The sequence below is a fragment of the Cellulomonas flavigena DSM 20109 genome (genome assembly GCF_000092865.1).
GTDB classification, from domain to species: domain Bacteria; phylum Actinomycetota; class Actinomycetes; order Actinomycetales; family Cellulomonadaceae; genus Cellulomonas; species Cellulomonas flavigena.
On record NC_014151.1, the window covers coordinates 3,405,602 to 3,428,534 of the forward strand.

At 76.6% G+C, this 22,933-nt stretch carries 22 protein-coding genes; 20 read left to right on the forward strand and 2 right to left on the reverse strand.

Annotation, left to right across the window (positions count from 1 at the left end; translation table 11 throughout):
* The 12 genes from CFLA_RS15455 (at window position 1) to CFLA_RS15510 (ending at window position 13,795) form a co-directional block, all read left to right on the forward strand.
* The gene (locus tag CFLA_RS15455; RefSeq protein ID WP_013118273.1) at window positions 1–516 is read left to right on the forward strand and encodes a hypothetical protein; all 516 of its coding nucleotides are present in this window, start codon (window positions 1–3) and stop codon (window positions 514–516) included.
* Window positions 513–2,138 (forward strand): AAA family ATPase, encoded by a 1,626-nt coding sequence (locus CFLA_RS15460; protein ID WP_013118274.1) that lies wholly within the window; start codon window positions 513–515, stop codon window positions 2,136–2,138. Before CFLA_RS15455 ends, CFLA_RS15460 begins: the two co-directional genes overlap by 4 nt.
* Window positions 2,135–3,436: a hypothetical protein gene (locus CFLA_RS15465; RefSeq protein WP_013118275.1), complete on the forward strand. Its 1,302-nt coding sequence runs from the start codon at window positions 2,135–2,137 to the stop codon at window positions 3,434–3,436. The genes CFLA_RS15460 and CFLA_RS15465 overlap by 4 nt, the downstream gene beginning before the upstream one ends.
* Window positions 3,433–4,389, forward strand: coding sequence for a glutamate ABC transporter substrate-binding protein (locus tag CFLA_RS15470; RefSeq protein ID WP_013118276.1), 957 nt, complete (start codon window positions 3,433–3,435; stop codon window positions 4,387–4,389). The genes CFLA_RS15465 and CFLA_RS15470 overlap by 4 nt, the downstream gene beginning before the upstream one ends.
* A complete protein-coding gene (locus tag CFLA_RS15475) occupies window positions 4,386–5,516 on the forward strand; it encodes a hypothetical protein (protein WP_013118277.1) in 1,131 nt (376 codons plus the stop codon). The genes CFLA_RS15470 and CFLA_RS15475 overlap by 4 nt, the downstream gene beginning before the upstream one ends.
* A complete protein-coding gene (locus CFLA_RS15480; RefSeq protein ID WP_013118278.1) occupies window positions 5,513–7,870 on the forward strand; it encodes a serine/threonine-protein kinase in 2,358 nt (785 codons plus the stop codon). The genes CFLA_RS15475 and CFLA_RS15480 overlap by 4 nt, the downstream gene beginning before the upstream one ends.
* Window positions 7,867–9,045, forward strand: coding sequence for a PP2C family protein-serine/threonine phosphatase (locus CFLA_RS15485; protein ID WP_081449794.1), 1,179 nt, complete (start codon window positions 7,867–7,869; stop codon window positions 9,043–9,045). Before CFLA_RS15480 ends, CFLA_RS15485 begins: the two co-directional genes overlap by 4 nt.
* A 63-nt stretch (window positions 9,046–9,108) precedes the next feature.
* Window positions 9,109–10,386, forward strand: a complete 1,278-nt coding sequence (locus CFLA_RS15490; protein ID WP_013118280.1) for a VWA domain-containing protein — start codon at window positions 9,109–9,111, stop codon at window positions 10,384–10,386.
* Window positions 10,383–11,201, forward strand: coding sequence for an FHA domain-containing protein (locus tag CFLA_RS15495; protein ID WP_013118281.1), 819 nt, complete (start codon window positions 10,383–10,385; stop codon window positions 11,199–11,201). The genes CFLA_RS15490 and CFLA_RS15495 overlap by 4 nt, the downstream gene beginning before the upstream one ends.
* A 111-nt stretch (window positions 11,202–11,312) precedes the next feature.
* Window positions 11,313–12,182: a hypothetical protein gene (locus CFLA_RS15500; RefSeq protein ID WP_245530259.1), complete on the forward strand. Its 870-nt coding sequence runs from the start codon at window positions 11,313–11,315 to the stop codon at window positions 12,180–12,182.
* Window positions 12,183–12,497: 315 nt separating this feature from the next.
* A complete protein-coding gene (locus CFLA_RS15505) occupies window positions 12,498–13,193 on the forward strand; it encodes a SanA/YdcF family protein (RefSeq protein ID WP_013118283.1) in 696 nt (231 codons plus the stop codon).
* 119 nt (window positions 13,194–13,312) lie between these two features.
* A complete protein-coding gene (locus CFLA_RS15510; RefSeq protein WP_013118284.1) occupies window positions 13,313–13,795 on the forward strand; it encodes a PPOX class F420-dependent oxidoreductase in 483 nt (160 codons plus the stop codon).
* 57 nt (window positions 13,796–13,852) lie between these two features.
* Here CFLA_RS15510 and CFLA_RS15515 read toward each other — a convergent pair whose 3' ends face one another.
* On the reverse strand, window positions 13,853–14,332 hold the full coding sequence (locus tag CFLA_RS15515; protein WP_013118285.1) for an acyl-CoA thioesterase: 480 nt from the start codon (window positions 14,330–14,332) through the stop codon (window positions 13,853–13,855).
* A 66-nt stretch (window positions 14,333–14,398) separates the two neighbouring features.
* Here CFLA_RS15515 and CFLA_RS15520 point away from each other — a divergent pair, with 66 nt between their 5' ends.
* Both CFLA_RS15520 and CFLA_RS15525 read left to right on the forward strand, forming a co-directional pair.
* Window positions 14,399–15,472 (forward strand): aminotransferase class V-fold PLP-dependent enzyme, encoded by a 1,074-nt coding sequence (locus tag CFLA_RS15520; RefSeq protein WP_013118286.1) that lies wholly within the window; start codon window positions 14,399–14,401, stop codon window positions 15,470–15,472.
* On the forward strand, window positions 15,469–16,248 hold the full coding sequence (locus tag CFLA_RS15525) for an SIR2 family NAD-dependent protein deacylase (protein WP_148234388.1): 780 nt from the start codon (window positions 15,469–15,471) through the stop codon (window positions 16,246–16,248). The genes CFLA_RS15520 and CFLA_RS15525 overlap by 4 nt, the downstream gene beginning before the upstream one ends.
* Window positions 16,249–16,404: 156 nt before the next feature.
* Here CFLA_RS15525 and CFLA_RS15530 read toward each other — a convergent pair whose 3' ends face one another.
* Window positions 16,405–16,968, reverse strand: coding sequence for an alpha/beta hydrolase family protein (locus tag CFLA_RS15530; RefSeq protein ID WP_013118288.1), 564 nt, complete (start codon window positions 16,966–16,968; stop codon window positions 16,405–16,407).
* Between the two features lie 147 nt (window positions 16,969–17,115).
* Between CFLA_RS15530 and CFLA_RS15535 the strand changes: the two genes are divergently transcribed.
* Genes CFLA_RS15535 through CFLA_RS15560 form a run of 6 tightly spaced genes read left to right on the forward strand, consistent with a single transcriptional unit; the run spans window position 17,116 to window position 22,932 of the window.
* Window positions 17,116–18,234, forward strand: a complete 1,119-nt coding sequence (locus CFLA_RS15535) for an AAA family ATPase (RefSeq protein ID WP_013118289.1) — start codon at window positions 17,116–17,118, stop codon at window positions 18,232–18,234.
* A gap of 5 nt (window positions 18,235–18,239) precedes the next feature.
* Window positions 18,240–19,205: a DUF58 domain-containing protein gene (locus tag CFLA_RS15540; protein ID WP_013118290.1), complete on the forward strand. Its 966-nt coding sequence runs from the start codon at window positions 18,240–18,242 to the stop codon at window positions 19,203–19,205.
* Entirely contained in the window at window positions 19,192–19,689 is a 498-nt protein-coding gene (locus tag CFLA_RS15545) for a hypothetical protein (RefSeq protein ID WP_013118291.1), read from the forward strand. Before CFLA_RS15540 ends, CFLA_RS15545 begins: the two co-directional genes overlap by 14 nt.
* A complete protein-coding gene (locus CFLA_RS15550; protein WP_013118292.1) occupies window positions 19,683–20,675 on the forward strand; it encodes a VWA domain-containing protein in 993 nt (330 codons plus the stop codon). Before CFLA_RS15545 ends, CFLA_RS15550 begins: the two co-directional genes overlap by 7 nt.
* The gene (locus tag CFLA_RS15555; RefSeq protein WP_148234389.1) at window positions 20,672–21,751 is read left to right on the forward strand and encodes a VWA domain-containing protein; all 1,080 of its coding nucleotides are present in this window, start codon (window positions 20,672–20,674) and stop codon (window positions 21,749–21,751) included. The genes CFLA_RS15550 and CFLA_RS15555 overlap by 4 nt, the downstream gene beginning before the upstream one ends.
* Window positions 21,748–22,932, forward strand: a complete 1,185-nt coding sequence (locus CFLA_RS15560) for a hypothetical protein (protein ID WP_148234390.1) — start codon at window positions 21,748–21,750, stop codon at window positions 22,930–22,932. Before CFLA_RS15555 ends, CFLA_RS15560 begins: the two co-directional genes overlap by 4 nt.
* The last annotated feature ends 1 nt before the right edge of the window (window position 22,933 follow it).

A 22,933-nucleotide genomic window follows, 5' to 3' on the forward strand; every position in this document is an offset into this window, starting at 1 on the left:
GTGAGCGCGCTGGGCGACCTCGTCGCGCGTCTGCTCGGCCGCGCGCCCCGGCACGTCGTGCAGATCGAGGAGGACCCGGTCCCCACGGCGGAGCAGATCGCGACCGCCGTGCGCGACGTCGAGACGTCGATCGAGGGCCGGGTGCCCGCGGCCGTCACGGCGCGCGTGCACCGCATCACGGGCACGGTCGAGGACATGGTGCCGAGGCTCGACCGGTTCGGGATCGGCGACCGGCAGGCGTACACCGTGGTCGCGACGGCCACGAGCTACCTGCCCGAGGCCGTCGAGAACTACCTGCGCCTGCCGCGCGACTTCGCCGACCGGCGCGTCGTGGCGCAGGGCAAGACGTCCCTCATGCTGCTGTGCGACCAGCTCGACCTGCTGGCCCTGACGCTGGAGAAGATCTCCGACGCCGTGTCGCGGGCCGACGCGCAGGCGCTCGTGGCGCACGGGCAGTTCCTCGCCGAGAAGTTCGGGCACTCGTCGCTGGACGTGCCCGGGACGGGAGCCCTGTGAGCACCGCCGACACGCTGGCCGCCGGCCTCGACGCCCTGGTCGCCGCGGGCGTCGCCGCCGGGCTGCCCGCGGCGGACGTGCGCGACGAGGGCGAGCGGCTGGCCGCCGCGGTCGCGGAGTCCGTCACGGGTGCGGGTCCGGCGTGGCTCGGCGCGCTCGGGCGCCCGCAGGACGACCTGGCCGGGTTCTTCGCCGCGGCGTCGTCCGCCCGCCGCTGGCGGCACGCGCCGACGGACCTGCTCACGTCGCTCGTCGGCGCCGGCTCGCCGCACGCGCCCGCGTACGCCGAGGCGCTCGCACACGTCGCGTCGGCCGCGTGCGACCTGGGCGAGCCGAGCATCCAGGTGGTCGCGGCCGCGTCCGTCACGGCCGCCGTCCAGCGCTCCGCCGCCGCCCTCCCCACCACCCCGACCGCCGACCCGCCGACCTCCCCCCAGGGCGCGAGCCGTCACTCCAGCCCCGCGGCCCCAGGGCTCGATCGACGTCTCGACGGAGAGGTGGGGGGCGCCGGAGAGGTGGGGGGTACCTCTTCCACGGGGGCGAGCCGTCATTCCGGCCCCACCCCCGCCCTCTCGACCCCCGGCCCCACGGGCTCGGACGGTCGGCCCGCGCCCGCGGCGCCGCCGGAGAAGACGTTCGAGGAGCTGCTGGCCGAGCTCGACGCGCTCGTCGGGCTGGACCGCGTCAAGCGCGAGATCCGGCAGCAGGCGGAGGTGCTGCGCGTCGAGCGGCTGCGCGCCGACGCGGGCCTCACGCGCCCGTCGCTGACGCGGCACCTGGTGTTCGTCGGCAACCCGGGCACCGGCAAGACGACGGTCGCGCGGCTCGTCGCCGGGCTGTACCGCGCGCTCGGGCTGCTGGAGAAGGGCCACCTCGTCGAGGTCGACCGCTCCGAGCTCGTCGCCGGTTACCTCGGGCAGACCGCGACCAAGACCACCGAGGTCGTCACGAAGGCGCTCGGCGGCGTGCTGTTCATCGACGAGGCGTACTCGCTGGCGGACGACCAGTACGGCGCCGAGGCCGTGAACACGCTGGTCAAGGACATGGAGGACCACCGCAGCGAGCTCGTCGTCATCGTCGCGGGCTACCCGTTGCCGATGGCGCGGTTCCTGTCGACCAACCCCGGCCTCGAGAGCCGGTTCGCGACGACCGTCGCGTTCGACGACTACACCGACGCGCAGCTCCGCGAGATCTTCGCGCTCGCCGCGCGCAAGGCGGACTTCGAGCCGTCGCCCGAGGCCCTGGACCTCGTCGAGCAGATCGTCGCCGCACAGCCGCGGCACGAGGGCTTCGGCAACGGGCGCCTCGCGCGCAACCTGCTCGACCGCGCGGTGCTCAAGCACGCGTGGCGCCTGCGGGACGTGCCCGAGCCGACCGTCGAGCAGCTGCGGACCCTGCTGCCGGAGGACCTCGCGACCGACGTCGAGGACGTCGCCCCCGACCTGCCGGTCCCGGGTGCCGACGCGCCGGTCACGGGTGCGCCCGGCGACGACCTGGCGAGCGACGACGCGGCGAGCGACGACGTGCCGCCCGGCGCACCGGACGACGACCCGAGCGACGCCTCCCCCACCCCCGGCGACCCCGCCGTCACCGACCCGGCCCACCCCGAGGAGCCCGTGTGACCACGACCGTCGTGTCCCCGACCCCGAGCCCGCCGAGCCCGGCCGGCACACCGCCGACACCCGGCGCACCGCCCGCGCCCGCCCACCCCACCAGCGGCTGGCGCTCGACGCCCGGCGGGCTGCGCCTGTGGGGCGCGGTCGCGGCCCTCGTCACCGCGCTGGTCGGCCTGCTCGCGCTCGGCGCGGCGACCGCCCAAGGCCAGGCCGTGCTCGGCGTCCGGGCCTCCGCGGCGCAGCTCGTCGGCCTGCAGGACGCGCGCAACCAGCTCGTCGCCGCCGACGCCGCCGCGACCACCGCGTTCCTGGTCGGCGGGCTCGAGCCGACCGACCTGCGCGAGAGCTACGACGCGGCCGTCGACGCCGGTGCCCGCACGCTGACGCTGCTCGCCGCGACCAGCCACAACGGGGAGCGGTCGCTGGCCGAGGTGTCCTCGGCCCTCACGCGCTACACGGGCCTCGTCGAGCAGGCGCGCGCCAACAACCGGCAGGGCTTCCCCGTGGGGTCGGCGTACCTCGAGGAGGCGTCGACCGTGCTGCGCGAGGACATCGTGCCTCAGCTCGACACGCTGGTCGCCGGGGAGCAGAACCGCGTGGACGACGAGCTGGCCGCGGTACGCCTGGCCGTCCCGGTGCTGGTGGTCATGGTGGTGCTGTCGCTCGCGGTGCTCGTCGGGGTCCAGGTGTGGGTCGCGCGGCGCACGCACCGGCGCCTCAACGGCGGGCTGGTGTGGGCGAGCGTCGCCGTGCTCGCGGTCGCGGTGATCGGCGGCGCGAGCATGGGCGGTGCCGACGCCCGCACGACCCGCGTGCAGGACGGCGCGTACGCCGCGACCGTCTCCGCGTCCCAGGCGTTCGCGCTCGTCAACGACGCGCGGTCGATGGAGGCGTTCACGCTCATCCGCCGCGGTTCCGGTGCCGCCTACGAGGAGGCGTTCGTCGAGAACGTCGCCCAGGCCCGCGCCGCGCTCGAGCAGGACGGCGGCCGGCTCGACGCGTCGCTCGTCGGGAGCCTGGCCGCGTGGGTCGCCGCGCACGAGGAGGTCCGGGCGCTCGACGACGCGGGCGACTGGGACGCCGCGGTCGCGCTCGTGACGAGCGACGAGCCGGGCGCGCCCCCGGCGCTGTTCGACGCGCTGTCGACGAGCCTGGCGAACGCGGTCGAGGACGGCGGCAACCAGGTCGAGGACGGCCTGACGACGAGCGCCGCCTGGGTCGGCTGGCTGCTGGCCGCGCTCGGCCTGGTCGGCGCCGTGCTGGCCTGGACCGGGCTGCGCGCCCGACGGGAGGAGTACCGATGAGCCGTCACCTCACGACCCGGGCCGCGCGGGCGGTCGCCGCGGGCGCCCTGCTCGCCGCCGTCGTCACGGGCTGCGCGAGCACCGCCTCGACGGACGGCGCCGCGGTCGCCCCGGCGCGCCCCGCACCGGCCGCCGCGGTGCCCGCGGCCACCGAGTGCGACGACGCGACCACGTCCTACGCGCCCACGTCCGGCACCGAGATCCCCCCCGGCTCGACGATGGACGAGATCCGCGCGCGGGGGAACCTCGTGGTCGGCGTGTCCGCGGACACCCTGCGGATGGGCGCACGGAACCCGTTCACCGGGCAGATCGAGGGCTTCGACATCGACGTCGCGCGCCAGGTCGCGCAGGCGATCCTCGGCGACCCCGACGCGATCCGGTTCCGCGTCATCACCGCCGGCGACCGCATCCCCGTGCTCGAGAACCACGAGGTCGACCTCGTGACGCGCGCGTTCACGATGAACTGCGAACGGTGGGACCAGATCGCGTTCTCCGCGGAGTACTTCACCGCAGGCCAGAAGGTGCTGGTCAGCACGGAGTCCCAGGCCCAGAGCATCGAGGACCTCGACGGGCAGCGGGTGTGCGCACCGGAGGGCACGACGACGCTCGAGCGCCTCGACGAGTACGACGTCGAGGCCGTCGGCGCCCGCACCCACTCGGCGTGCCTCGCGCTGTTCCAGCAGGGCCGCGTCGACGCCATCACGGGCGACGACACCGTGCTGGCCGGGTTCGTCGCGCAGGACCCGTACGCCAAGGTCGTGGGGGACGCGTTCAGCGCCGAGCCGTACGGCGTGGGGATCGCAGCCGACCGGGTCGACCTCGTGCGGTTCGTCAACGCGGTGCTCGACGGCATGAAGGCCGACGGGACGTGGGCGGCGACCTACGAGCGCTGGCTCGGCGAGGCGCTCGGCCCGGCCCCGGCGCCGCCCGTGTCCGTGTACGGACGGTCGTGACGGCGACCGCCGTGGCAGCCGCGTCCGACGTCGTCGCGCCCGTCGCCCCCGGGCGGCTGGGCGAGGCGATCCCTGCCCGCGACCTCATGACGTACCTCGACGGGCTCGTCACCTGGCTCGACGACCGACGCTCGAAGCTCGACGCGCTCGACGCCGCGGCGCAGGCCACCGCCGAGGCCGAGCGGTACACGCCCGACGTGGTGCTCGCCCTCACCGTGTGGCAGTCGGTGCGCACGCGCGCCGACGAGCTGCTGAAGGTGTGGGACAGCGGGCGCGTCACCGAGGTCGAGCGCGAGCGCATGTCGCAGCTCGTGTGGGGGCGCGTCGACACCCGGCCCGGCGCGTCGCCGGTGTCACTGCCCGAGGCGCTGACGCTGTGCGACGCGATGGTCTCCGCCCTGCGCACCCGCCTGGCGTTCGACCCGGACACCGCCGACGTCGTCGCGCGCCTGCGGACCCTGCGCGCGTCGCTCGTGCGCGCCGAGGACCTCGCGGGCTCCGACACGACCGCGCACCAGCGGCTGACCGCGCTGCGCGAGCGCGAGCAGCGGATCTCCGCGCAGGCCGCGCGCGGCGGCGACGTCACCGGGCCGCTCGCGGAGCTCGAGACCGCGGCCGCGCGCGCCGAGCGCGACCTCATGGTCGCCGTCTCGCAGCGCCGCTCGCTCGCGCGGGCCCGCGTCGACGCGCACACCACCGCCGCCGCGCTGGAGGCGCGTGAGCCCGCGCTGCACGAGCTGGCCGAGCGCTGCCGCCGCGAGATCGCGCACCCGCCGCGGTTCGCCGTGCCCGACGTCTCGCGCCTGGGGCCCGTCCCCGAGGACCGGGCCGGGCTCGACCGGTACGTCGCGCGCCTCGACGCCGTCCGGCGCGCGCTCGACGCCGCGCAGGACGCGTACAGCAACCCGCTGCGCGAGCGCGCCGAGCTGCGCTACCGCCTCGCGCAGGCCGCGTCCGCCGCCGCCGCCAACGGGCGCGATGCGTCCCCCACGGTGCGCGCCGGCCACGACGAGGCACGCACCGCCGTCGACACCACCCCCTGCGACGTGGGCCTGGCACGGGCCCTCGTCGAGCAGTACGAGCACCTCGCCCGGCCGCTGCCGGGCGGACCTGGAGGAGCCCGATGACCAGCGCGACCGCCTGCCGCGAGCCCGGCTGCACCGGCACCTACGAGGACGGCTGGTGCAACGTCTGCGGCTCGCCCGCCCCCGCGGGGGCGACGTCGACGTCGACCGGCACGACGACGCCGCCCACGGGCGCGGCGGCGGGTGCCCCCACCGGGGCGACGTCCGCCGCGCGCACCCCCTCGGCGATGCTCGGCACCGGCATCGCCGCCGGCGTCCCGACGCCCGGTGCCGCCGGTGACCCGGAGGCCGAGCGCTCGACGCGCACGGGCCGCACCAGCTCGACACGCCTGCCGACGGCGGCCCTCGGCTCGGCCCGCACCGCCGCGACCGGCTCGCGCGCGACGCGGCGGCTCGGCACGTCGTCGACCCGCCTGCGCCGCGCCCGCCTCGGCGCGGGCCTGACCACGGTCCCGCCGGCCCCCGTCGAGGACCCCCTGCAGGCCGTCATGACGGACCCGCAGGTGCCCGAGCGCAAGCGGTTCTGCGCCGCGTGCGGCGAACCCGTGGGGCGCGCCCGCGACGGCGTGCCTGCGCGCACGCAGGGGTTCTGCCCCTCGTGCGGCACCCGCTTCGACTTCGACCCGAAGCTCACGCCCGGCACCCTCGTCGGCGGGCAGTACGAGGTCGTCGGCTGCCTCGCGCACGGCGGCATGGGCTGGATCTACCTCGCGCGGGACCGCAACGTGTCGGGGCGGTGGGTGGTGCTCAAGGGCCTGCTCAACAGCGCCGACCCCGACGCCGTGGCCGCGGCGATCGCGGAGCGGCAGTTCCTCGCGCGCGTCGAGCACCCGCTGATCGTCGAGATCTACAACTTCGTGCAGCACGAGGGCGACGGGTACACCGTCATGGAGTTCGTCGCGGGGCGCTCGCTCAAGGAGCTGCTCACCGACCGGCGCGAGGCCGCCGGCACGGTCGACCCGCTGCCCGTCGACCAGGCGCTCGCGTTCGTCCTCGAGGTGCTGCCCGCGTTCCAGTACCTGCACGACGTCGGCTTGCTGTACTGCGACTTCAAGCCCGACAACGTCATCCAGTCCGGCGACGCGCTCAAGCTCATCGACATGGGCGGCGTGCGCCGCATCGACGACGAGCAGTCCGCGATCTACGGCACGGTCGGCTACCAGGCGCCCGAGGTCCCCACGGACGGCCCGTCGGTCGCGTCCGACGTGTACACGATCGGCCGGACGCTGGCGACGCTCGTCCTGGACTTCCGGGGCAACACCACGACGTACGTCGCGGCGCTCCCGCCGGTCGAGGAGACGCCGGTCTTCGCGCGGTACGACTCGTTCTACCGGCTGCTCGCCAAGGCCTGCGCGCCCGACCCGTCGGACCGGTTCGGGTCCGTCGACGAGATGCGCGCGCAGGTCCTCGGTGTGCTCCGCGAGGTCGTCGCGGCGGACCGCGGCACGGGCGACCCGCCGCTGACCAGCGCCGCGTCGGTGCTGTTCGAGCCGCCCGTGACCGACCAGGTGGAACGGCCCCTCGCGTGGGACGAGCTGCCGCACCTCAAGGTCGACCCCGACGACCCCGCGGCCGGGTGGCTCGCGGGCGTCAACGTCGTGGACCCCGCGCAGCGCCTCGCCGCGCTGGCCGACGCGCCGGACGAGACGGTCGAGGTGCGGCTGCTGCGCGCGACGACCGCGATCGAGGCCGGTCGCCCCGAGGTCGTCGGCCAGGCCGTCGAGGCGATGCTCGCCGACGACCCGTGGGAGTGGCGCGCCGTGTGGACCCAGGGCCTCGCGCAGCTCGCCGCCGGTGACGCGGTGGCGGCGCGGGCGTCGTTCAACGCCGTGTACGGGCAGGTGCCGGGCGAGCTCGCGCCCAAGCTGGCGCTCGCGGTGGCGTGCGAGCTGTCCGGCGAGCCGGGCATCGCGGAGCAGCTCTACGCGACGTGCGCGTACGCGGACGCCAACTACACGGCGCCCGCGGCGTTCGGGCTCGCACGCCTGCGCATGGCGTCGCTGCACGTCGACGACGCGCTCGCGGCCCTCGACCTGGTGACGCCCACGCGCTCGTCGTACCCGCAGGCCCGGCTCATGCGGGCGCGCGTGCTGGCGCGCTCGCGCACCGACCTGGCGTCGCTCGCCGCGTCGCTCGACTCGGTGCGGTCGGTGGCGCTGGCCCCCGCCGACCGCGCCGGGCTGCGCGTCGACGTGCTGACCACCGCGCTGGCGACCGTGCGCCAGGGCGGCTCCGCACCGGGCGTGCGGCTCGACGGCGTCGAGACGACGGAGCGCGGCGTGACCGATGCGCTCGAGGCCGCGTACCGCGAGCAGGCTGCGCTCACCGAGGACCGCGCGGCCCGCGTCGCGCTGGTCGACCGGGCCAACGCCGTGCGGCGGTGGACGGCGTGGTGAGCGGCGAGGTGGCCGTGGCGTGCCCCGCGTGCGGCGAGCCCGCGGGTGAGGGTGCGCGGTTCTGCGAGTCGTGCGGCGCGGCGCTCGGCGCGGCGCAGGGCGGCCCGGTCGACGCGTCGGCGGCGGCTGCGCCTGCGGCCGACGCTGCCGCCGCGGCCGCACCTCAGGCCGCGCAGGCCGCGCCCGGACCCGTCGCGTGCCCCGCGTGCGGCGGCGAGGTCGCCGACGACGGGTACTGCACGCAGTGCGGCGCCCGCGCGCCCGTCGAGCGGGACCACCGCGAGGAGTCGGCCGCGCCGCACGTCGCGGGCGTCACCGACGTCGGCGCGCGCCGGCGCCGCAACGAGGACGCGATGGCGCTCGGCGTCGCCGGGGACGTCAGCGTGCTCGTCGTGTGCGACGGCGTGTCGTCCGCACCCGACTCCGACGTCGCGAGCCAGGCCGCCGCCACCGCGGCGCGCGACGTGCTCGTCGCGGGCGCCGGGTCCGTCGCGGCCGACGACGCCGGGGCGTGGTCGCGCCTGCTGGTGACCGCCGGGGACCGCGCGGACGCCGCGGCGCACGCCGCGGTCGACGACGCCGCCGCCCGCCAGGACCCGCCGTCGTGCACGTTCGCCGCGGCCGTCGTCACGCCCGCGCTGCTCGTCGCCGGCTGGCTGGGCGACTCCCGCGTCTACTGGCTGCCCGACGCGGGCACGCCCGAGCAGCTCACCGAGGACGACTCCGTGGCCGCCGAGCTCATGGCCGGCGGCATGTCCCGCGCGGCCGCCGAGCGCTCCCCCGACGCGCACGCGATCACCCGCTGGCTCGGCGCCGACGCCGAGGACACCACCGCCCGCACGGTGGCGACCCACCTGACCGGCGCCGGCTGGGTGCTCGCGTGCTCCGACGGGCTGTGGAACTACGCGTCCGCGCCCGAGGTCGTCGCCGACCTGCTGCGCGACGCCACGGCCCGCGTCGGCGCGGACCCCGCGGCGCTGTCCCGGGACCTCGTCGCGTGGGCCAACGCCGCTGGCGGGCACGACAACGTGACGGTCGCGCTCGCGCGCGTCCCGGCGCCCGTGGCCGCGGGAGCCGACCCCGACACGCTCGCCGCGGACCCGGGGACCACCCCCACGGTCCGGCGCCGCCCGGCGGGTAGCCTCCCGGAGAAGCCGGGTTCCCCGACCCCCTGACGTCCCGACCCACCCGCACCACCCCGTCCGACGCCCCACCAGCACCATCGCCGAGGAGCAAGCGTGGCCACGTTCCGTGCCGAGGTCTTCCAGAACGAGTTCCTGCCCGACGGCGGGACCGACGTCCACGCGATCGTCACGGTCACGGCCGAGGGCGTGGGCGGCGCCGCGACGACGGGCGGCGGGGTCGCCGAGATCATCATGATCGACACGTCGGGCTCGATGACGGGCCCGATGCTCGCGGCGGCCAAGCACGCCGCGCAGGTCGCGGTCGACACCATCCCCGACGGCACGTGGTTCGCCATCGTCAGCGGCAGCCACGTCGCGCAGCGCGTGTTCCCGTACCCGAACGCGCCGGTCGCGATCGTGCAGATGGAGCCGGGGGCACGCGAGGAGGCCAAGCGGGCCGTCGCGCGGCTGTCCGCGCAGGGCGGCACGGCGATGAGCACGTGGCTGCGCCTCGCCGACCAGATCTTCGCCACCCAGCCGGCCGCGACGCAGCGGCACGCGATCCTGCTGACCGACGGCAAGAACGAGTCCGAGCCGCGAGCCCAGCTCACGTCGACGATCCAGGCCGTCACCGGACGGTTCCAGTGCGACGCGCGCGGCGTCGGCGAACGCTGGCAGGTCGACGAGCTGCGCGAGATCGCCACCGCGCTGCTGGGCGGCGTCGAGCTCATCGCCGACCCGGCCGACATCGCGAAGGACTTCCAGGCGCTGCTCGCGACGTCCCTGTCGCGCGGCGTCGCCGACGCGCAGCTGCGGGTGTGGACGCCGCAGGGCGGTCAGGTCCTGTTCGTGCGGCAGGTCGCCCCCACGGTCGAGGACCTCACGGCCCGCCGCACCGAGGTGACGCCGCTGATCGGCGCCTACCCGACGGGCGCGTGGGCCGACGAGTCGCGCGACTACCACGTGGCGGTGCGGGTGCCGTCGAAGACGGTGGGTGCCGAGCAGCTCGCGGCGCGCGTGCAGGTCGCGGTCGCCGACGAGGTCGTCGCGTCGGGCCTGGTGAAGGCGGCGTGGTCGGACGACGCGTCGCTCACCGCACGCATCAGCCCCGAGGTCGCGCACTACACCGGGCAGGCCGAGCTCGCGTCGGCCATCCAGGAGGGCCTGGCGGCCAAGGCCGCGGGCGACGAGGCCACCGCGACCGTCAAGCTGGGCCGCGCGGTGCAGCTCGCCGCCGAGACCGGCAACGAGGAGGCGACGTCCAAGCTGCGGCGCGTCGTGGAGATCGAGGACGAGGAGCACGGCACGGTGCGGCTCAAGCGTGGCGCGTCCCGCCTGGACGAGATGGCCCTGGACACCGCCTCGACGAAGACCTCGCGGGTGCGGCGATGAGCGTCACCTGCCCCGACGGGCACCGCAGCGACTCCACCGACTACTGCGACGTGTGCGGGGCGCCCATCGGCGCGTCGTCCGCGGCCGCTCCCGCGACCGGCTCGGTGCCGGCCGTCCCCGCGCCGTCGCCGAGCACCTGCCCGCACTGCGGCTCGCCCGCCGCGTCGGGTGCGCTGTTCTGCGAGAACTGCGGCTACGACTTCACGACGGGCGCGACGCCGCTCGCGGCGCCCGCGTCGTCGCTGGACCTCGGCGTGCCGGCGCCGGCCACCCCGGCTCCCCTGGCACCGCCGGCAGGTCGCACGCCGCCCACCGCGTCGGACCCGCTGGAGGCGCCGCCCGCCGTCGCGGCGCCCGTCGGCACGTCGTCCGCCGACCCGGCGTCGACCCCCACCCCACCGCCCGCGGGTGACGACGCGTGGGTCGCCGAGCTGTGGGTCGACCCCGACTGGTACGCCGCGCAGCAGGCCGAGGACCCCATGCCGTCGGTCGGGCTGCCCGTGCTCGTGCCGCTGCGCGAGCGCAGCGTGCTCGTGGGCCGGCCGTCGGCGTCGCGGAACATCCGGCCGCAGGTCGACGCGGGCGCCGACAGCGGCGTCTCACGGCGGCACTGCCAGCTCAACACCGACGGGCACCGCTGGTGGGTCGAGGACCTGCAGTCGTCGAACGGCACGTTCGTCGCCCGCGCCGGTGAGCCGCTGCCCGACGACCCGATCCCGCCGGGCCAGCGGCACGAGCTCGAGGACGGCGACCGCCTGTACCTCGGGTCGTGGACGCGGCTCGTCGTGCGCAAGGCGCTGCCGGGCGAGGTGTAGGGGCACGACGCCGGGCGCGCGTGGCCGCATCATGGAGGTCCAGACCCCGACGGACAGACCGCCACCATGCGCCGACGCGTGCTTGCAGTCCTCGCTCTCGCGGTGGCCCTCGTGACCGCGGTCCCCACGGCCACGGGCGCCACGCCGCCCGACCGCCCCGCGGTGACGGCCATGTGGGTCTGGGACAACTCCGTGGACCGCGCCGTCGACGCGCGCGGCACCGGGTACGCACCGGCCGACCCGGCGACGCTCGCGGCGTTCGTGCGGGACCACGGGCTGACGACCGTGCACGTCTCGGCGCCGTGGGCGGCGGACGAGGGTCCCGTCGCCGGGTGGCTGACCGACGCCCTCGCCGCGGTCCGGGCCGAGGGCGCACGCGTCGGCGTGCTGGGCGGCGACCCGCCCTGGCTGGACCAACCGGCGCTGGCCGTGCAGTGGATGCGCGCCGCGACGAGCGGGCGGACGGTCGACCACGTGCAGCTGAACGTCGAACCGTGGACGCAGCCCGCATGGTTCACCGACCGCGCGGGTTCGGTGGCGCGGTGGCTGGCGCTGCTCGACGCCGTGCGCGCGGAGCTGCCGCCGGGCGTGGGGCTCGGCGTCGACGTGCCGTACTGGCTCGCGTGGGAGCCGTGGGGCGCCGGCACGGTCGCCGACGCGGCGCTGGCCCGCGCCGACCGCGTCGAGGTCGTCGCGTTCGTCGACCACGCGCACGGCGACGACGGGATCCTGGCGCTGTCGGCGGACGCGGTGTCGGCCACCGTCGCCGCGGGCCTGCCGTTCACGGTCGGCGTGGAGACCGACTCCCCGCAGGTCGCCGGTGGCGCGCAGTGGACGTTCGGCGACGACGGCGTCGCCGCGCTCGTCACCGAGACGGCACTCGTCGACGCGGCGCTCGCCGGCACCCCCGGCTACGAGGGCGTCGCCGTCCAGCACTACCGCACCTGGCGCACCCTCCTCGAGGCACCCCCCACCTCCTGACGACGCCCCGACCCTCTCCCACGGGAGAGCCCCACCCGCCGCGAGAGAGCAGTCCAGTCACGCCCCCACCCGGCGACACGTCATCCGAGCCGCACCCCCCTCCCTCCCCGCGAGAGAGCAATCCAGTCATCCAACCCGACCCCCTCCCCGCGAGCCGCCGAGCCATCCGGTCACCGACCGGAGAAGTGGTCAGACCTGCTCGATCCGGGTCGGCAACCGGTCAGATCTGTGACCACCTCTCGGGTGGACGGCTCCTCGGGTGGACGACGGGTGGACGCCCGCGGTGCGGATCACCCGGGCCGCTACGGTGACGCCATGCCCGCCCTCCCGTCGTTCGCCCGCCGTCGCGCCGCCGCGGGGCGGACCGCCGTCGGCCCCGACTCGTCGGCGGGTGAGCCGGGGCCCGACCGTCTCCGGCGACGACGCGGCCGGCTCGTCCGGGCTGCGGTGCTCCTGGTCGTGGTCGTCGGCCTCGGTCCGTTCCTCGTCGTGCAGGGCGTCGGGCAGGCAGGTGTCGTGCCTGACCCGGCCGACGTCTCCGAGCGCCCGACCGTCCTCGTCCTCGGCGCAGGCCTGCGGCCCGGTGGCGTGCCGTCGCCCTACCTGCAGCGGCGGCTCGACGCGGCCGTCGACCTCTACGAGCGCGGCGTCGTCGAGCGTGTCCTCGTCAGCGGTGACCGCTCCGGCCCGGACCACGACGAGCCCGGTGCCATGCGCGCGCACCTGCTCGCCGCCGGAGTCCCCGACGAGGCCATCGCGCGCGACGACGCCGGCGTCGACACCCACGCGAGCTGCGTGCGCGCGCACGAGGAGTTCGACGTCGACGCCGCGGTCGTCGTCACGCAGGACTACCACCTGCGGCGGGCGCTGTTCTCCTGCCGGGCGGCGGGCATCGACGCCGTGGGCATCGGGGTCTCGGCCGCGAGCGAGCGACCGGTGAAGGCGCTGGTCTGGCACCTGCGTGAGCTCCCGGCCGCGGCCAAGGCGGTCCTCGACGTCGCGACGGCCTGACCCGGCGGTCGACCCCGCCCGCCGAGCAAGTACTTCTGCCGCTCATCGGTGCTCGTGGGCGGCACAACTCCTTGTTCGGCGGCTCGAGGCGTGGCTCGACGCCGTCGTAGTGTCGAGGGATGGCACGCAGCATCGCGACGACCACGACCGTCGACCTGGCCGGGCTCCTGGACTTCGTCCGTCCGCGGCACCACCTGCTGCTGGTGACGACGCGCCAGGACGGTCGCCCGCAGGTCTCGCCCGTGAGCGGAGGCGTCGACGACGCGGGCCGCATCGTCGTCTCGACGTACCCGGACCGGGCCAAGGCCCGCAACGCCGAGCGCGACCCGCGCGTGAGCGTGTGCGTGCTCTCGGACGAGTGGGACGGCCCGTGGGTGCAGGTCGACGGCACGGCCGAGGTGCTGCACATGCCCGAGGCCGAGGACGCGCTCGTCGACTACTTCCGCTGCATCGCCGGCGAGCACCCCGACTGGGACGAGTACCGCGCCGCGATGCGCCTGCAGGGCAAGAGCCTGATCCGCGTCACGCCGGAACGCTGGGGGCCGCTGGCCACGGGCGGCTTCCCCGCCGACGTCGCCGCCCGCCTCGACGCCCAGCCCTGACACCGACCTGCCCCACGTCGTCGCCGAGTCCGGGGCAGCCGTCCCAGGGCGTGCGCGTCACCAGCCGCGCAGCTCCGGCGAGTCGCCGCGGAACGCCTCGAACACGGCGCGCTCCTCGTCGGTGAACGGCCGCGGGCGGTACGTCGCGCTGTCGAGCTGCACCATGCGCGAGCGGGCGCGCAGTGCCACCGGCGCGTTCGGCGCGTCCCCGTCGAGCACCTCGTACGCGAAGTCCACCGACGAGCTGCCCAGGCGCGGCACCCACACCTCCACCGCGACGGGCGCGGGCCGGAACCGGATGGGCGCGAGGTAGTCGATCTCGTGCTTGACGACGACCAGCAGCGACGCCGTCATCGCCCCGACCTCGTCGACACCCATGCGCGGGAACAGCGTGAACCGGGCGTCGTCGAGGTAGCGCAGGAACGCCGCGTTGTTGACGTGCCCGAACAGGTCGACGTCCGACCAGCGCACCTGCATGACGACGCGCCCGCGCCCGGAGTGCGGTGCAGCGGCGGCAGGTCCGGCGATCTCGTCCATGCGGTCACGGTACGACGCGGCCGGCGGGCGTTGTGCGCGGACGCCGGCGCCGCCACAGTGGACGCCATGCCGCCTGCCCTGCTGTCCCCCGCCGACCTGCGCGCGCGCTTCTCCCCCACGTCGGGCCACCTCGACGCCGCCACGTGCGGCCTGCCGCTGACCGCGACGACGGACGCGTTGCGGGCCGCGCTCGACGAGTGGGCCGCCGGCGAGGCGTACGCGACGGCCTACGACCGGTCGGTCGCGGCCGCGCGCACGGCCTACGCGCGGCTCGCCGGCGTCGACGTCGGCCGCGTCGCGATCGCCGCTCAGGCGTCGACGGGCGTGGGGCTCGTCGCGGCGGCGCTGCCGGACGGCGCGCGTGTCGTGGTGCCCGAGGGCGACTTCACGTCCGTCACCTACCCGTTCCTCGCCCACGCCGACCGGGGCGTGAACGTGCGGGCCGTGCCGCTCGAGCGGCTCGCGGACGCCGTCGCCGAGGGCTGCGACGCGGTCGCGACGTCCCTCGTGCAGTCGCGTGACGGGCGCGTCGCGGACCTCGCGGCGGTGCGCGCGGCGGCCGACGACGTGGGTGCGCTGCGGCTCGTCGACGTCACGCAGGCCGCGGGGTGGCTCCCCCTGGAGCCCGCGCCGGACGGCCCGGAGGTGACGGTGTGCGCCGCGTACAAGTGGCTGTGCGCACCCCGTGGTACCGCGTTCCTCACGGTGACGCCCGAGGCGGGCGAACGGCTGCGGCCGCTGTCCGCCGGGTGGTACGCGGGCGACGACCCGTGGGCGTCCGTGTACGGCACGGACATGCGGCTCGCGGCCGACGCCCGGCGCTTCGACACCTCGCCCGCGTGGCTCGCGTGGGTCGGGGCGGTACCCGCGCTGGAGACCTTCGCGCAGGCCGACGTCCCGGCGGTGCGCGCGCACGACGCCGGGCTCGCCGACGCCCTGCGGGACCGTGTCGGCATGCCCCCCGTCGGGTCGGCGATCGTGTCGCTGCCGGACGACGAGGAGGGCAGCACCCGCGCACGGCTCACCGCCGCCGGGTTGCGCGTCGCAGGCCGCGGCGGGGGCGTGCGGTTGGCGTTCCACGTGTGGAACGACGAGGCGGACGTCGAACGCGTCGTCGCCGCGCTGGGCGTGCGGCCGTGACGCCGCCCCGTGGCACGACGCAGGCGCGGCCCGCCGCACCGGGGACACCGCCCGCCGAGGCGACCGTGACCGTGCTGACGGGCGCCGGGATCTCCACCGCGTCGGGCATCCCGGACTTCCGCGGCCCGCAGGGCGTCTGGACGCGCGACCCGGGCGCCGCGCACCTGCTGGAGATCGGGCCGTACGTGCGTGACGCGCACGTCCGTGAACGTGGCTGGCGGGCGTGGTCCGGGCACGCCGTGTGGCGGGCCCGGCCGACGGCGGGGCACCGCGCGCTCGTCGAGCTGGAGCGCGCCGGGGCGCTGCGTGCGGTGCTCACGCAGAACTTCGACGGCCTGCACCAGGCGGCGGGCAGCGACCCGGGGCTGGTCGTCGAGCTGCACGGCTCGCTGGCGACCACGTCGTGCCTGCGCTGCGGGGCGGGCGTGGCCACGCGGGACGTCCTCGCGCGGCTGCCCGCCACCCCGGACCCCGCGTGCGACGCGTGCGGCGGCGTGCTCAAGCCGGACGTCGTCTACTTCGGCGAACGGCTCCCCGACGACGCGCTCGAGCGCGCGACCGCTGCGGCGCTCGGCGCGACGACGTTCGTCGCGGTCGGGACGACGTTGACGGTGCACCCCGCCGCGGGACTGGTCCCGCTGGCGGTCGACGCGGGCGCGCGGCTCGTCGTCGTCAACGCCGAGCCCACCGCCTACGACCACCTCGCCGACGAGGTCCTCCGCGCTCCCATCGACGAGGCTCTCCCCGCCCTCGTCGACACCCTGCTCATGCCCTGAGCCCCGCCCGGCCGCGGCGCCGGACCGCCTCCTCGCGGGCCGGTGACGGGATCGCTCTCCCCGGTGCCGCGCGAGGGCGATCCACCCCGCCCCCGCGCGACGCACCGGTCCAGCTCCCGCCGTCCCCGCGGGACGGCGGTCCAGCCCCGGCGCCCCTCAGGCCAGCCAGGTGGCGACCGCGGCGACGACGGGCGCGTCGGCCGGCGCGTGCGGGCCGGGGACGATCGTCAGCGTCGTCGGGCCGGCGAGGGCCGCCAGGTGGTGCGCGAGCTCGTCGGGGGTGCCGAACGGGTCCGTCGCGCCGCTGACGGCGAGCACCGGGACGTCGACCTGCGGCAGGTGCGCGACCCGCAGCGCGTCCGGCCTGCCGGGCGGGTGCAGCGGGTAGGAGAGCAGCAGCAGGCCGGCGACGGCGAGGCCGTCGGCCACGGCCATGGAGCACATCCGCCCGCCGAACGACCGGCCCCCGATCACGAGCCGGTCCGTCGCGACCCCGAGGTCGGCGGCGAGCGCGTCGGTCTCCTCGCGGACACGCGCGGGCGCCGCCTTCGCGCCCCGCGGCAGGTCGACGCGGCGCACGGGCAGCCCGGCCGCGGTGAGCGCCGCGTCGAGCGCCACGAGCGTGCCGTGGTCGCGGGTCGCCCCGGCACCGGGCGTGAGGAGCACGCCGGCGACGTCGACGGGCGCCGGCCCGGCCCGCAGCACCCGCACGTCCGCCATGCCCCCATCCTCACCGGCGGCGAGCCGTCGTTCCAGCCCGGCGCGGGGCTGGAGTGACGGCTCGCGGGCTGGGGGTGGGCTGGAATGGCGGCTCGCGCGCTGGGGGCGGGGCTGGAGTGACGGCTCGCGCGCTGGGGGTGGGCTGGGATGACGGCTCGCGGGGTGGGGTGGGTGGGGTGGGGCGGTGCGCTGGGCGCGACGTCTCGCCGGGGAGCCGACATCACCCTGTGGAGGACGACGAACCGCCCCGATCCCGCGGGTAGCGTGCCCGCCGTGAGCCGCGACACCGTGTCCCCGTCCGACCGGACCCGTGCCGGTGCGCTGTGCGAGCGCATCGAGGGGGTCTTCGACCAGCGCGTCGTCGGGCAGGCGCAGCTGCGCACGTCGCTCGTCGTCGCGCTGATGTGCGGCGGGCACGTGCTGCTGGAGTCCGTGCCGGGCCTGGCCAAGACGACGGCCGCGCAGACCCTCGCGCACGCGGTGTCGGGGTCGTTCCACCGCATCCAGTGCACCCCGGACCTCATGCCGTCGGACATCGTCGGCACCCAGGTCTTCAACTACGGCACGTCGCAGTTCACGACGCAGCTGGGGCCCGTGCACGCCAACGTCGTGCTGCTCGACGAGATCAACCGGTCGTCGGCCAAGACGCAGTCGGCGATGCTCGAGGCGATGCAGGAGCGGCAGACCACGATCGCCGGCGAGGTCCACCCCGTGCCGTCGCCCTTCATGGTGCTCGCGACGCAGAACCCCATCGAGGAGGAGGGCACGCACGTGCTGCCCGAGGCCCAGATGGACCGGTTCCTGCTCAAGGAGGTCCTCGACTACCCGGACGCCGACGAGGAGGTCGAGATCCTCGAGCGCATCTCCGACGGCCGCATGACGCGCCCGCTGCGCACCGACGCCCTGCCGCTCGACGAGGTCGCGTGGCTGCAGCGCACCGTGGACCGCGTGTACGTCGACCGGTCGATCCGCCGGTACGTGGTCGACGTCGTCGCGACGACCCGCGGGCGCGGTCCGGTGCAGGTGCCGGGCCTCGAGCGCCTGGTGCGCATGGGTGCCAGCCCGCGCGGCTCGATCTCGCTGATGCGCGTCGCGCAGGCCGTCGCGCTGCGCGCGGGCCGCGGGCACGTCGTCCCCGAGGACGTCCACGCGCTGCGCAACGCGGTCCTCCGGCACCGCATCGTGCGGACGTTCGACGCGATCGCGGACGACGTCTCGACGGAGTCGATCATCACGTCGGTGTTCGACGCGGTCCCGGTGCCCTGACGCCCGTGCTGCCCCGGTCCCGCCTCGCGCTGGTGCGCGCGCGCCTGCAGCTCCCCACGCTGCGGCGCGCCACCGGCCTGCTCGAGGGCCGCCACAGTGCGGTGTGGAAGGGGCACGGCGACGAGGTCGACGACCTGCACGTCTACACGCCGGGCGACGACGTGGGCGACATCGACTGGCGCGCGTCGGCGCGCTCCGCGACGCCCGTGGTCAAGCGGTACGTCGCGACGTCGAACGTCGCGCTCACCCTCGTCGTCGACACCGGGCGGCACATGTGCGCGACGGCCGCCGGCGGCGAGCCCAAGCACGAGGTCGCGCAGCTCGTCGCCGACGTCGTGGCGCACGTCGCGCACCAGCGCGGGGACCGGGTCCGGCTCGTCGCCGGGGACGCAGGGCGCGTCGTCGAGGTGCCGCCCGGCGCGGGCACGACCCACCTGGAGGTGCTGCTGCGCCGCCTGCAGCGCACGTTCGACCCCGACGCGCCCGCGGGCGACCTCACCCGCCTGCTCGACCGGGTGCTGCGCAGCACGACGCGCCGCTCGCTGGTGGTCGTCGTCACCGACGAGGCCCGGCCCGGTGCCGCCGACGAGCAGTCGCTGCGGCGGCTGCGCACACGGCACGAGGTGATGGTCGTGCAGGTCGTCGACGCGGACCTGTTCGCCGCCGGGCTGGGCACCGCACCGGGCACGCTCGCGGGCGGCTCTGCGGCCGTCGAGCGGGGCCGGCCCGTGGTGACCCCACCCCGCGCACGCACCGTGCGGGACATCGTCTCCGGCTGGTCGCTGCCGCCGTTCCTGCGCGGACGGGCCGCGGTCCGCGCGGCCGTCGCGGCCGCCCGCGCCGCGCGGCACGCCGAGGTGGTGGCCCGCACCCGCCGTCTGGGCGTCACGACCGTGAGCGTCGAGAGCACGCACGACGTGCTGGACGAGATGGTCGCCCTGCTGGGGAGGTCGCGGCGTGCCGGACGTTGAGCTGGTCGACCCGCTGCCGTACGCGGGCTGGTGGCCGTGGGTCGCGCTCGCGATCGTCGTCGCCGTCGTCGGCTGGTACGTGTGGGTGCTCCGCTCGACACGCGGGCCCGCGGGGTCACCGCGGCCGGACCTGCGGCCGACCGTGACCGCGGCACCCGCCCCGAACGCCCGCCGTGACCCCTACGCCGCGGTCCGCGGCGTCGCGCTCGCCCGGTTCGACGACGTGCAGCGCCGGTACGACGCCGGTGAGCTGGACCTGCGCGGCGCGAACCTCGAGATCCGGTTCGCCCTGCGGGAGTTCGCGACCGCGCGCACCGGCGTGGACACGTCCGCGATGACCGCCGCACAGGCCCGCGGGGACCGTCGCACGCGACCGCTCGCGGCGCTGCTGGAGAACACGTCGGTGCCCTCGTTCGCACCCACCACCCGCGCACGGCTCGCGCGCTCGCTGGACCAGGCCCGCAAGCGGGTGACGAGATGGTGACGCGCGAGGCCCTCGAGGTGCCGTGGCTGCTGCCCGCGGTGCTGGGCGTCGTCGCGGCGGCCGCGCTCGTCGGCGTGCTGGTGCGCGACCGGCGTGCGACCACGTGGGTCGCCAACACCGACGACCTGCGGCGCGTGCCGGCGCTGCGTGCGTGGCGGGCGCGGTACCGCGCTCTGCGCGTCGGGCTGGTCCTCGCCGTGGCCGCGGCGGCCGTCGGCGCGGCGGTGCTCGCGGCGCGACCCGTCGTGGTCGAGGAGCGCACGCGCGAGCTCGCCAACCGCGACATCGTGCTGTGCCTCGACGTGTCGGGCTCGATGACCGCGTACGACGAGCGCGTGGTGGCGACGTTCGAGCAGCTCGTCGACGGGTTCACGGGCGAGCGCGTCGCCCTGTCGGTGTTCGACTCGACGTCCGCGACAGTCTTCCCGCTGACCGACGACTACGAGCTCGTCACGAGCCGGCTCGCGGCCGCGCGGGAGGCGTTCGCCGACCCGTCCTCCGACGCGGCGGCCGACGTGCTGCGCGGCACCGACGGCCTGGACGGCCAGGCGTCGCTCATCGGCGACGGCGTCGCGTCGTGCGCGCTGCTGTTCGACCAGTACGACGCCGACCGGTCCCGCTCGGTGGTGCTCGCGACCGACAACGAGCTCGCGGGTGAGCCGGTGTACACGCTGGCCGAGGCCGCCGACCTCGCGGCGTCGCGCGGCGTGGTGCTGCACGCGCTGTACCCGGACGAGGACCGGTTCTTCGGTGCGTCGACGGCCGCCGAGCTGCGGATCGCGGCCGAGGGCACCGGCGGCACGTTCGCCGCCGCGCAGGACCCCGGCGCGGTCCCGGCGATCCTCGCGCAGGTGCAGGCGAGCCAGCTCGCCGAGATGCAGGGCGACCCCGACCGCGTCGTCGTCGACGACGACGCCGACTGGCTGCGCCTGCTCTACGTCGCGGGTCTCGCGGTGGTCGTGCTGGCGTGGTGGGTGCGGTCGTGACCGGGCTCGAGGGCGTCGTGCCGGTCGGCGTGGTGCTGGCGACCGCGCTGCCCGTGCTGGCGCTGTGCGTCGGGCAGGCGCTGGGCCTGGCGCTGGTGCGACGCGGGCGCGGGCTGCGCGTCACGCGGTCCGACGTGCCGCGCGCGGGTGCGGCCACGTGGGCCCGCCGGGCTGCGCTCGTGGTCGTGCTGGCGGTCGTGGGCCTCACGCCGACGACCGGCGCGACCCAGCAGGGCGGCGCGAGCGTCGGCGTGCAGGTCTGGTTCGTCGTCGACCGCACGGGCTCGATGGCGGCCGAGGACTGGGGCCCGGGCGACCTGGTGGTCCGCGCTCCCGGGCTCGCGCCGGTGCCCGCGGACCAGCGCCTCGACGGCGTCCGTCACGACGTGGTGAGCCTCGCGCGGGACGTGCCCGGCGCGTCGTACACCGTCATCGCCTTCGCCGACGAGGCGGGCACGCAGCTCCCGCTCACGCAGGACTCGACGGCCGTGCGCGCCTGGGCGCAGACCGTCACGCAGGAGGTCACCGCCGGGTCCTCCGGCACGCGCCGCGACCGCGCGCTCGACGTGCTCCTGCGGTCCCTGCAGGACGCCCGCGACCTCGACCCCGCCATGGTCCGGCTGGTGTTCTACCTGTCCGACGGCGAGCAGACGTCCGACGCGGAGGTCGCGTCGTTCGCGCAGGTCGCCGAGCTCGTCGACGGCGGCGCCGTGCTCGGCTACGGCACCGCGGAGGGCGCGCCGATGCGCCGGTTCGACGGCACCGTCGACCCCGACGCCCCGTACATCCCCGACCCCGACGACCCGTCGCGGCCCGCCCTGTCGTACGCCGACGAGACGACGCTCCGCGAGGTCGCCGCCGAGCTCGGTGTGCCGTACGTGCACCGTGACGGCCCGTCGCCGACGGCCGACCTCGTGGCCGGCCTCGACCCCGAGGCCGTCGCCGCGGACGGGCGCTCGGACGTGGCCACGCGCCGTCACCTCGTGTGGCCCTTCGCGCTGGTGGCCGGCGTGCTGCTCGCCGCCGAGGCGTGGGCGTGGGCGCGGGCGTCGAGCCGACCGAGGAGGTCACGGTGAGGGCCGCCGACCGGGGCGCGGCCGCACGCGCCCGCACGGAGCAGCGTGAGCGGCAGCGGCTCGCCGCGTCGCGCGCGCAGCAGGGTGCGCGACGCGCGGGGCAGGACGCCGCACGCCGTCGCCGCGCGGCGAAGCGCGCGCGGCTGCGCGCCATGCCGCCGCACGCCCGCCGGCGGCGCCGCCTCCTGCGGTGGAGCGGGCTGCCCGTCGCGCTGCTGCTCGGGCTCGCGCTCAACCTCCTGCTCCTCGGCCCCGGGTACACCGAGGCGCGCGCGCTGTACGACGCGGGCGACGACTGGGAGGCGGTCGACGCGTTCGACCGGCAGGAGCGCTGGGCCGTCGTCGAACGGTGGAAGGCGTCGTTCAACGCCGGCACCGCCCGCTACCGCGCGGGGCTGTACTCGAGCGCGATCCGGTACCTCGACGACGCCTTGGGGACGGTGCCCGAGGAGCACCGCTGCGACGTGCAGACGAATCGCGCCCTCGCACTGCTCGCCCAGGAGGAGGAGGCCCGCGTGCTGGCCGAGGAGCAGCTCGCGTTCACCGAGGCGCTGGCGACGGCGCTGGAGGCGCAGGCCGCCGGCGACCCGTTCGACGCCGAGGTCCTCGAGCCGCCGTACGAGGGCGCCGATCCGCCCGAGCTGGCCGACGAGCTGTGGCTGGCGAGCTACTACCTGCGGGACGCGGCCGACTCCGCGGCGCTCGCCGCCGAGGCGCTGGCCGACCCCGCCTGCGCCCCGCCCGCGTCGCAGGGCGGCGGTGACGGCGAGGACGACGAGGACGAGGCGCCGCAGGACCCGTCCGACCCGCAGGACCCGTCCGACCCGCAGGACCAGGGCGGCGACGGGGGGCAGGACGACGCGGCGGACGACTTCTCGCAGCGGCAGGCCGAGCAGCGCATGCTGGACCTCCTCGAGCTCGCGGGTGACGTCGAGCGCCTCGCCCAGGCAGCGGAGGACGGCACCCTCGAGGATCTCCCCGAGCCCGGTGCGGGCGAGCAGGAGACCCCTGACCCCGCGCAGGCCGAGGCCGAACGTCAGCAGCGGCTCGCCGAGCGCAACGGCCAGGCCGGCGGTGGCGCCGGCCTGGAGGAACCTGGCGGCGCAGAGGGCCCGGGCACGGCACCCGGCGGCGGCACGGCGCCCGGCACGGGCGGAGGCGGCGGCGGGCGCAACTGGTGAC

Coding starts and splice junctions, on each gene's coding strand:
- CFLA_RS15470 (WP_013118276.1), top strand. CDS start 3,433: ATGAGCCGTCACCTCACGACCCGGGCCGCGCGGGCGGTCGCCGCGGGC.
- CFLA_RS15530 (WP_013118288.1), bottom strand. CDS start 16,968: ATGGCGGACGTGCGGGTGCTGCGGGCCGGGCCGGCGCCCGTCGACGTC.
- CFLA_RS15520 (WP_013118286.1), top strand. CDS start 14,399: ATGCCGCCTGCCCTGCTGTCCCCCGCCGACCTGCGCGCGCGCTTCTCC.
- CFLA_RS15535 (WP_013118289.1), top strand. CDS start 17,116: ATGACGGCTCGCGGGGTGGGGTGGGTGGGGTGGGGCGGTGCGCTGGGC.
- CFLA_RS15495 (WP_013118281.1), top strand. CDS start 10,383: ATGAGCGTCACCTGCCCCGACGGGCACCGCAGCGACTCCACCGACTAC.
- CFLA_RS15550 (WP_013118292.1), top strand. CDS start 19,683: ATGGTGACGCGCGAGGCCCTCGAGGTGCCGTGGCTGCTGCCCGCGGTG.
- CFLA_RS15510 (WP_013118284.1), top strand. CDS start 13,313: ATGGCACGCAGCATCGCGACGACCACGACCGTCGACCTGGCCGGGCTC.
- CFLA_RS15480 (WP_013118278.1), top strand. CDS start 5,513: ATGACCAGCGCGACCGCCTGCCGCGAGCCCGGCTGCACCGGCACCTAC.
- CFLA_RS15505 (WP_013118283.1), top strand. CDS start 12,498: ATGCCCGCCCTCCCGTCGTTCGCCCGCCGTCGCGCCGCCGCGGGGCGG.
- CFLA_RS15515 (WP_013118285.1), bottom strand. CDS start 14,332: ATGGACGAGATCGCCGGACCTGCCGCCGCTGCACCGCACTCCGGGCGC.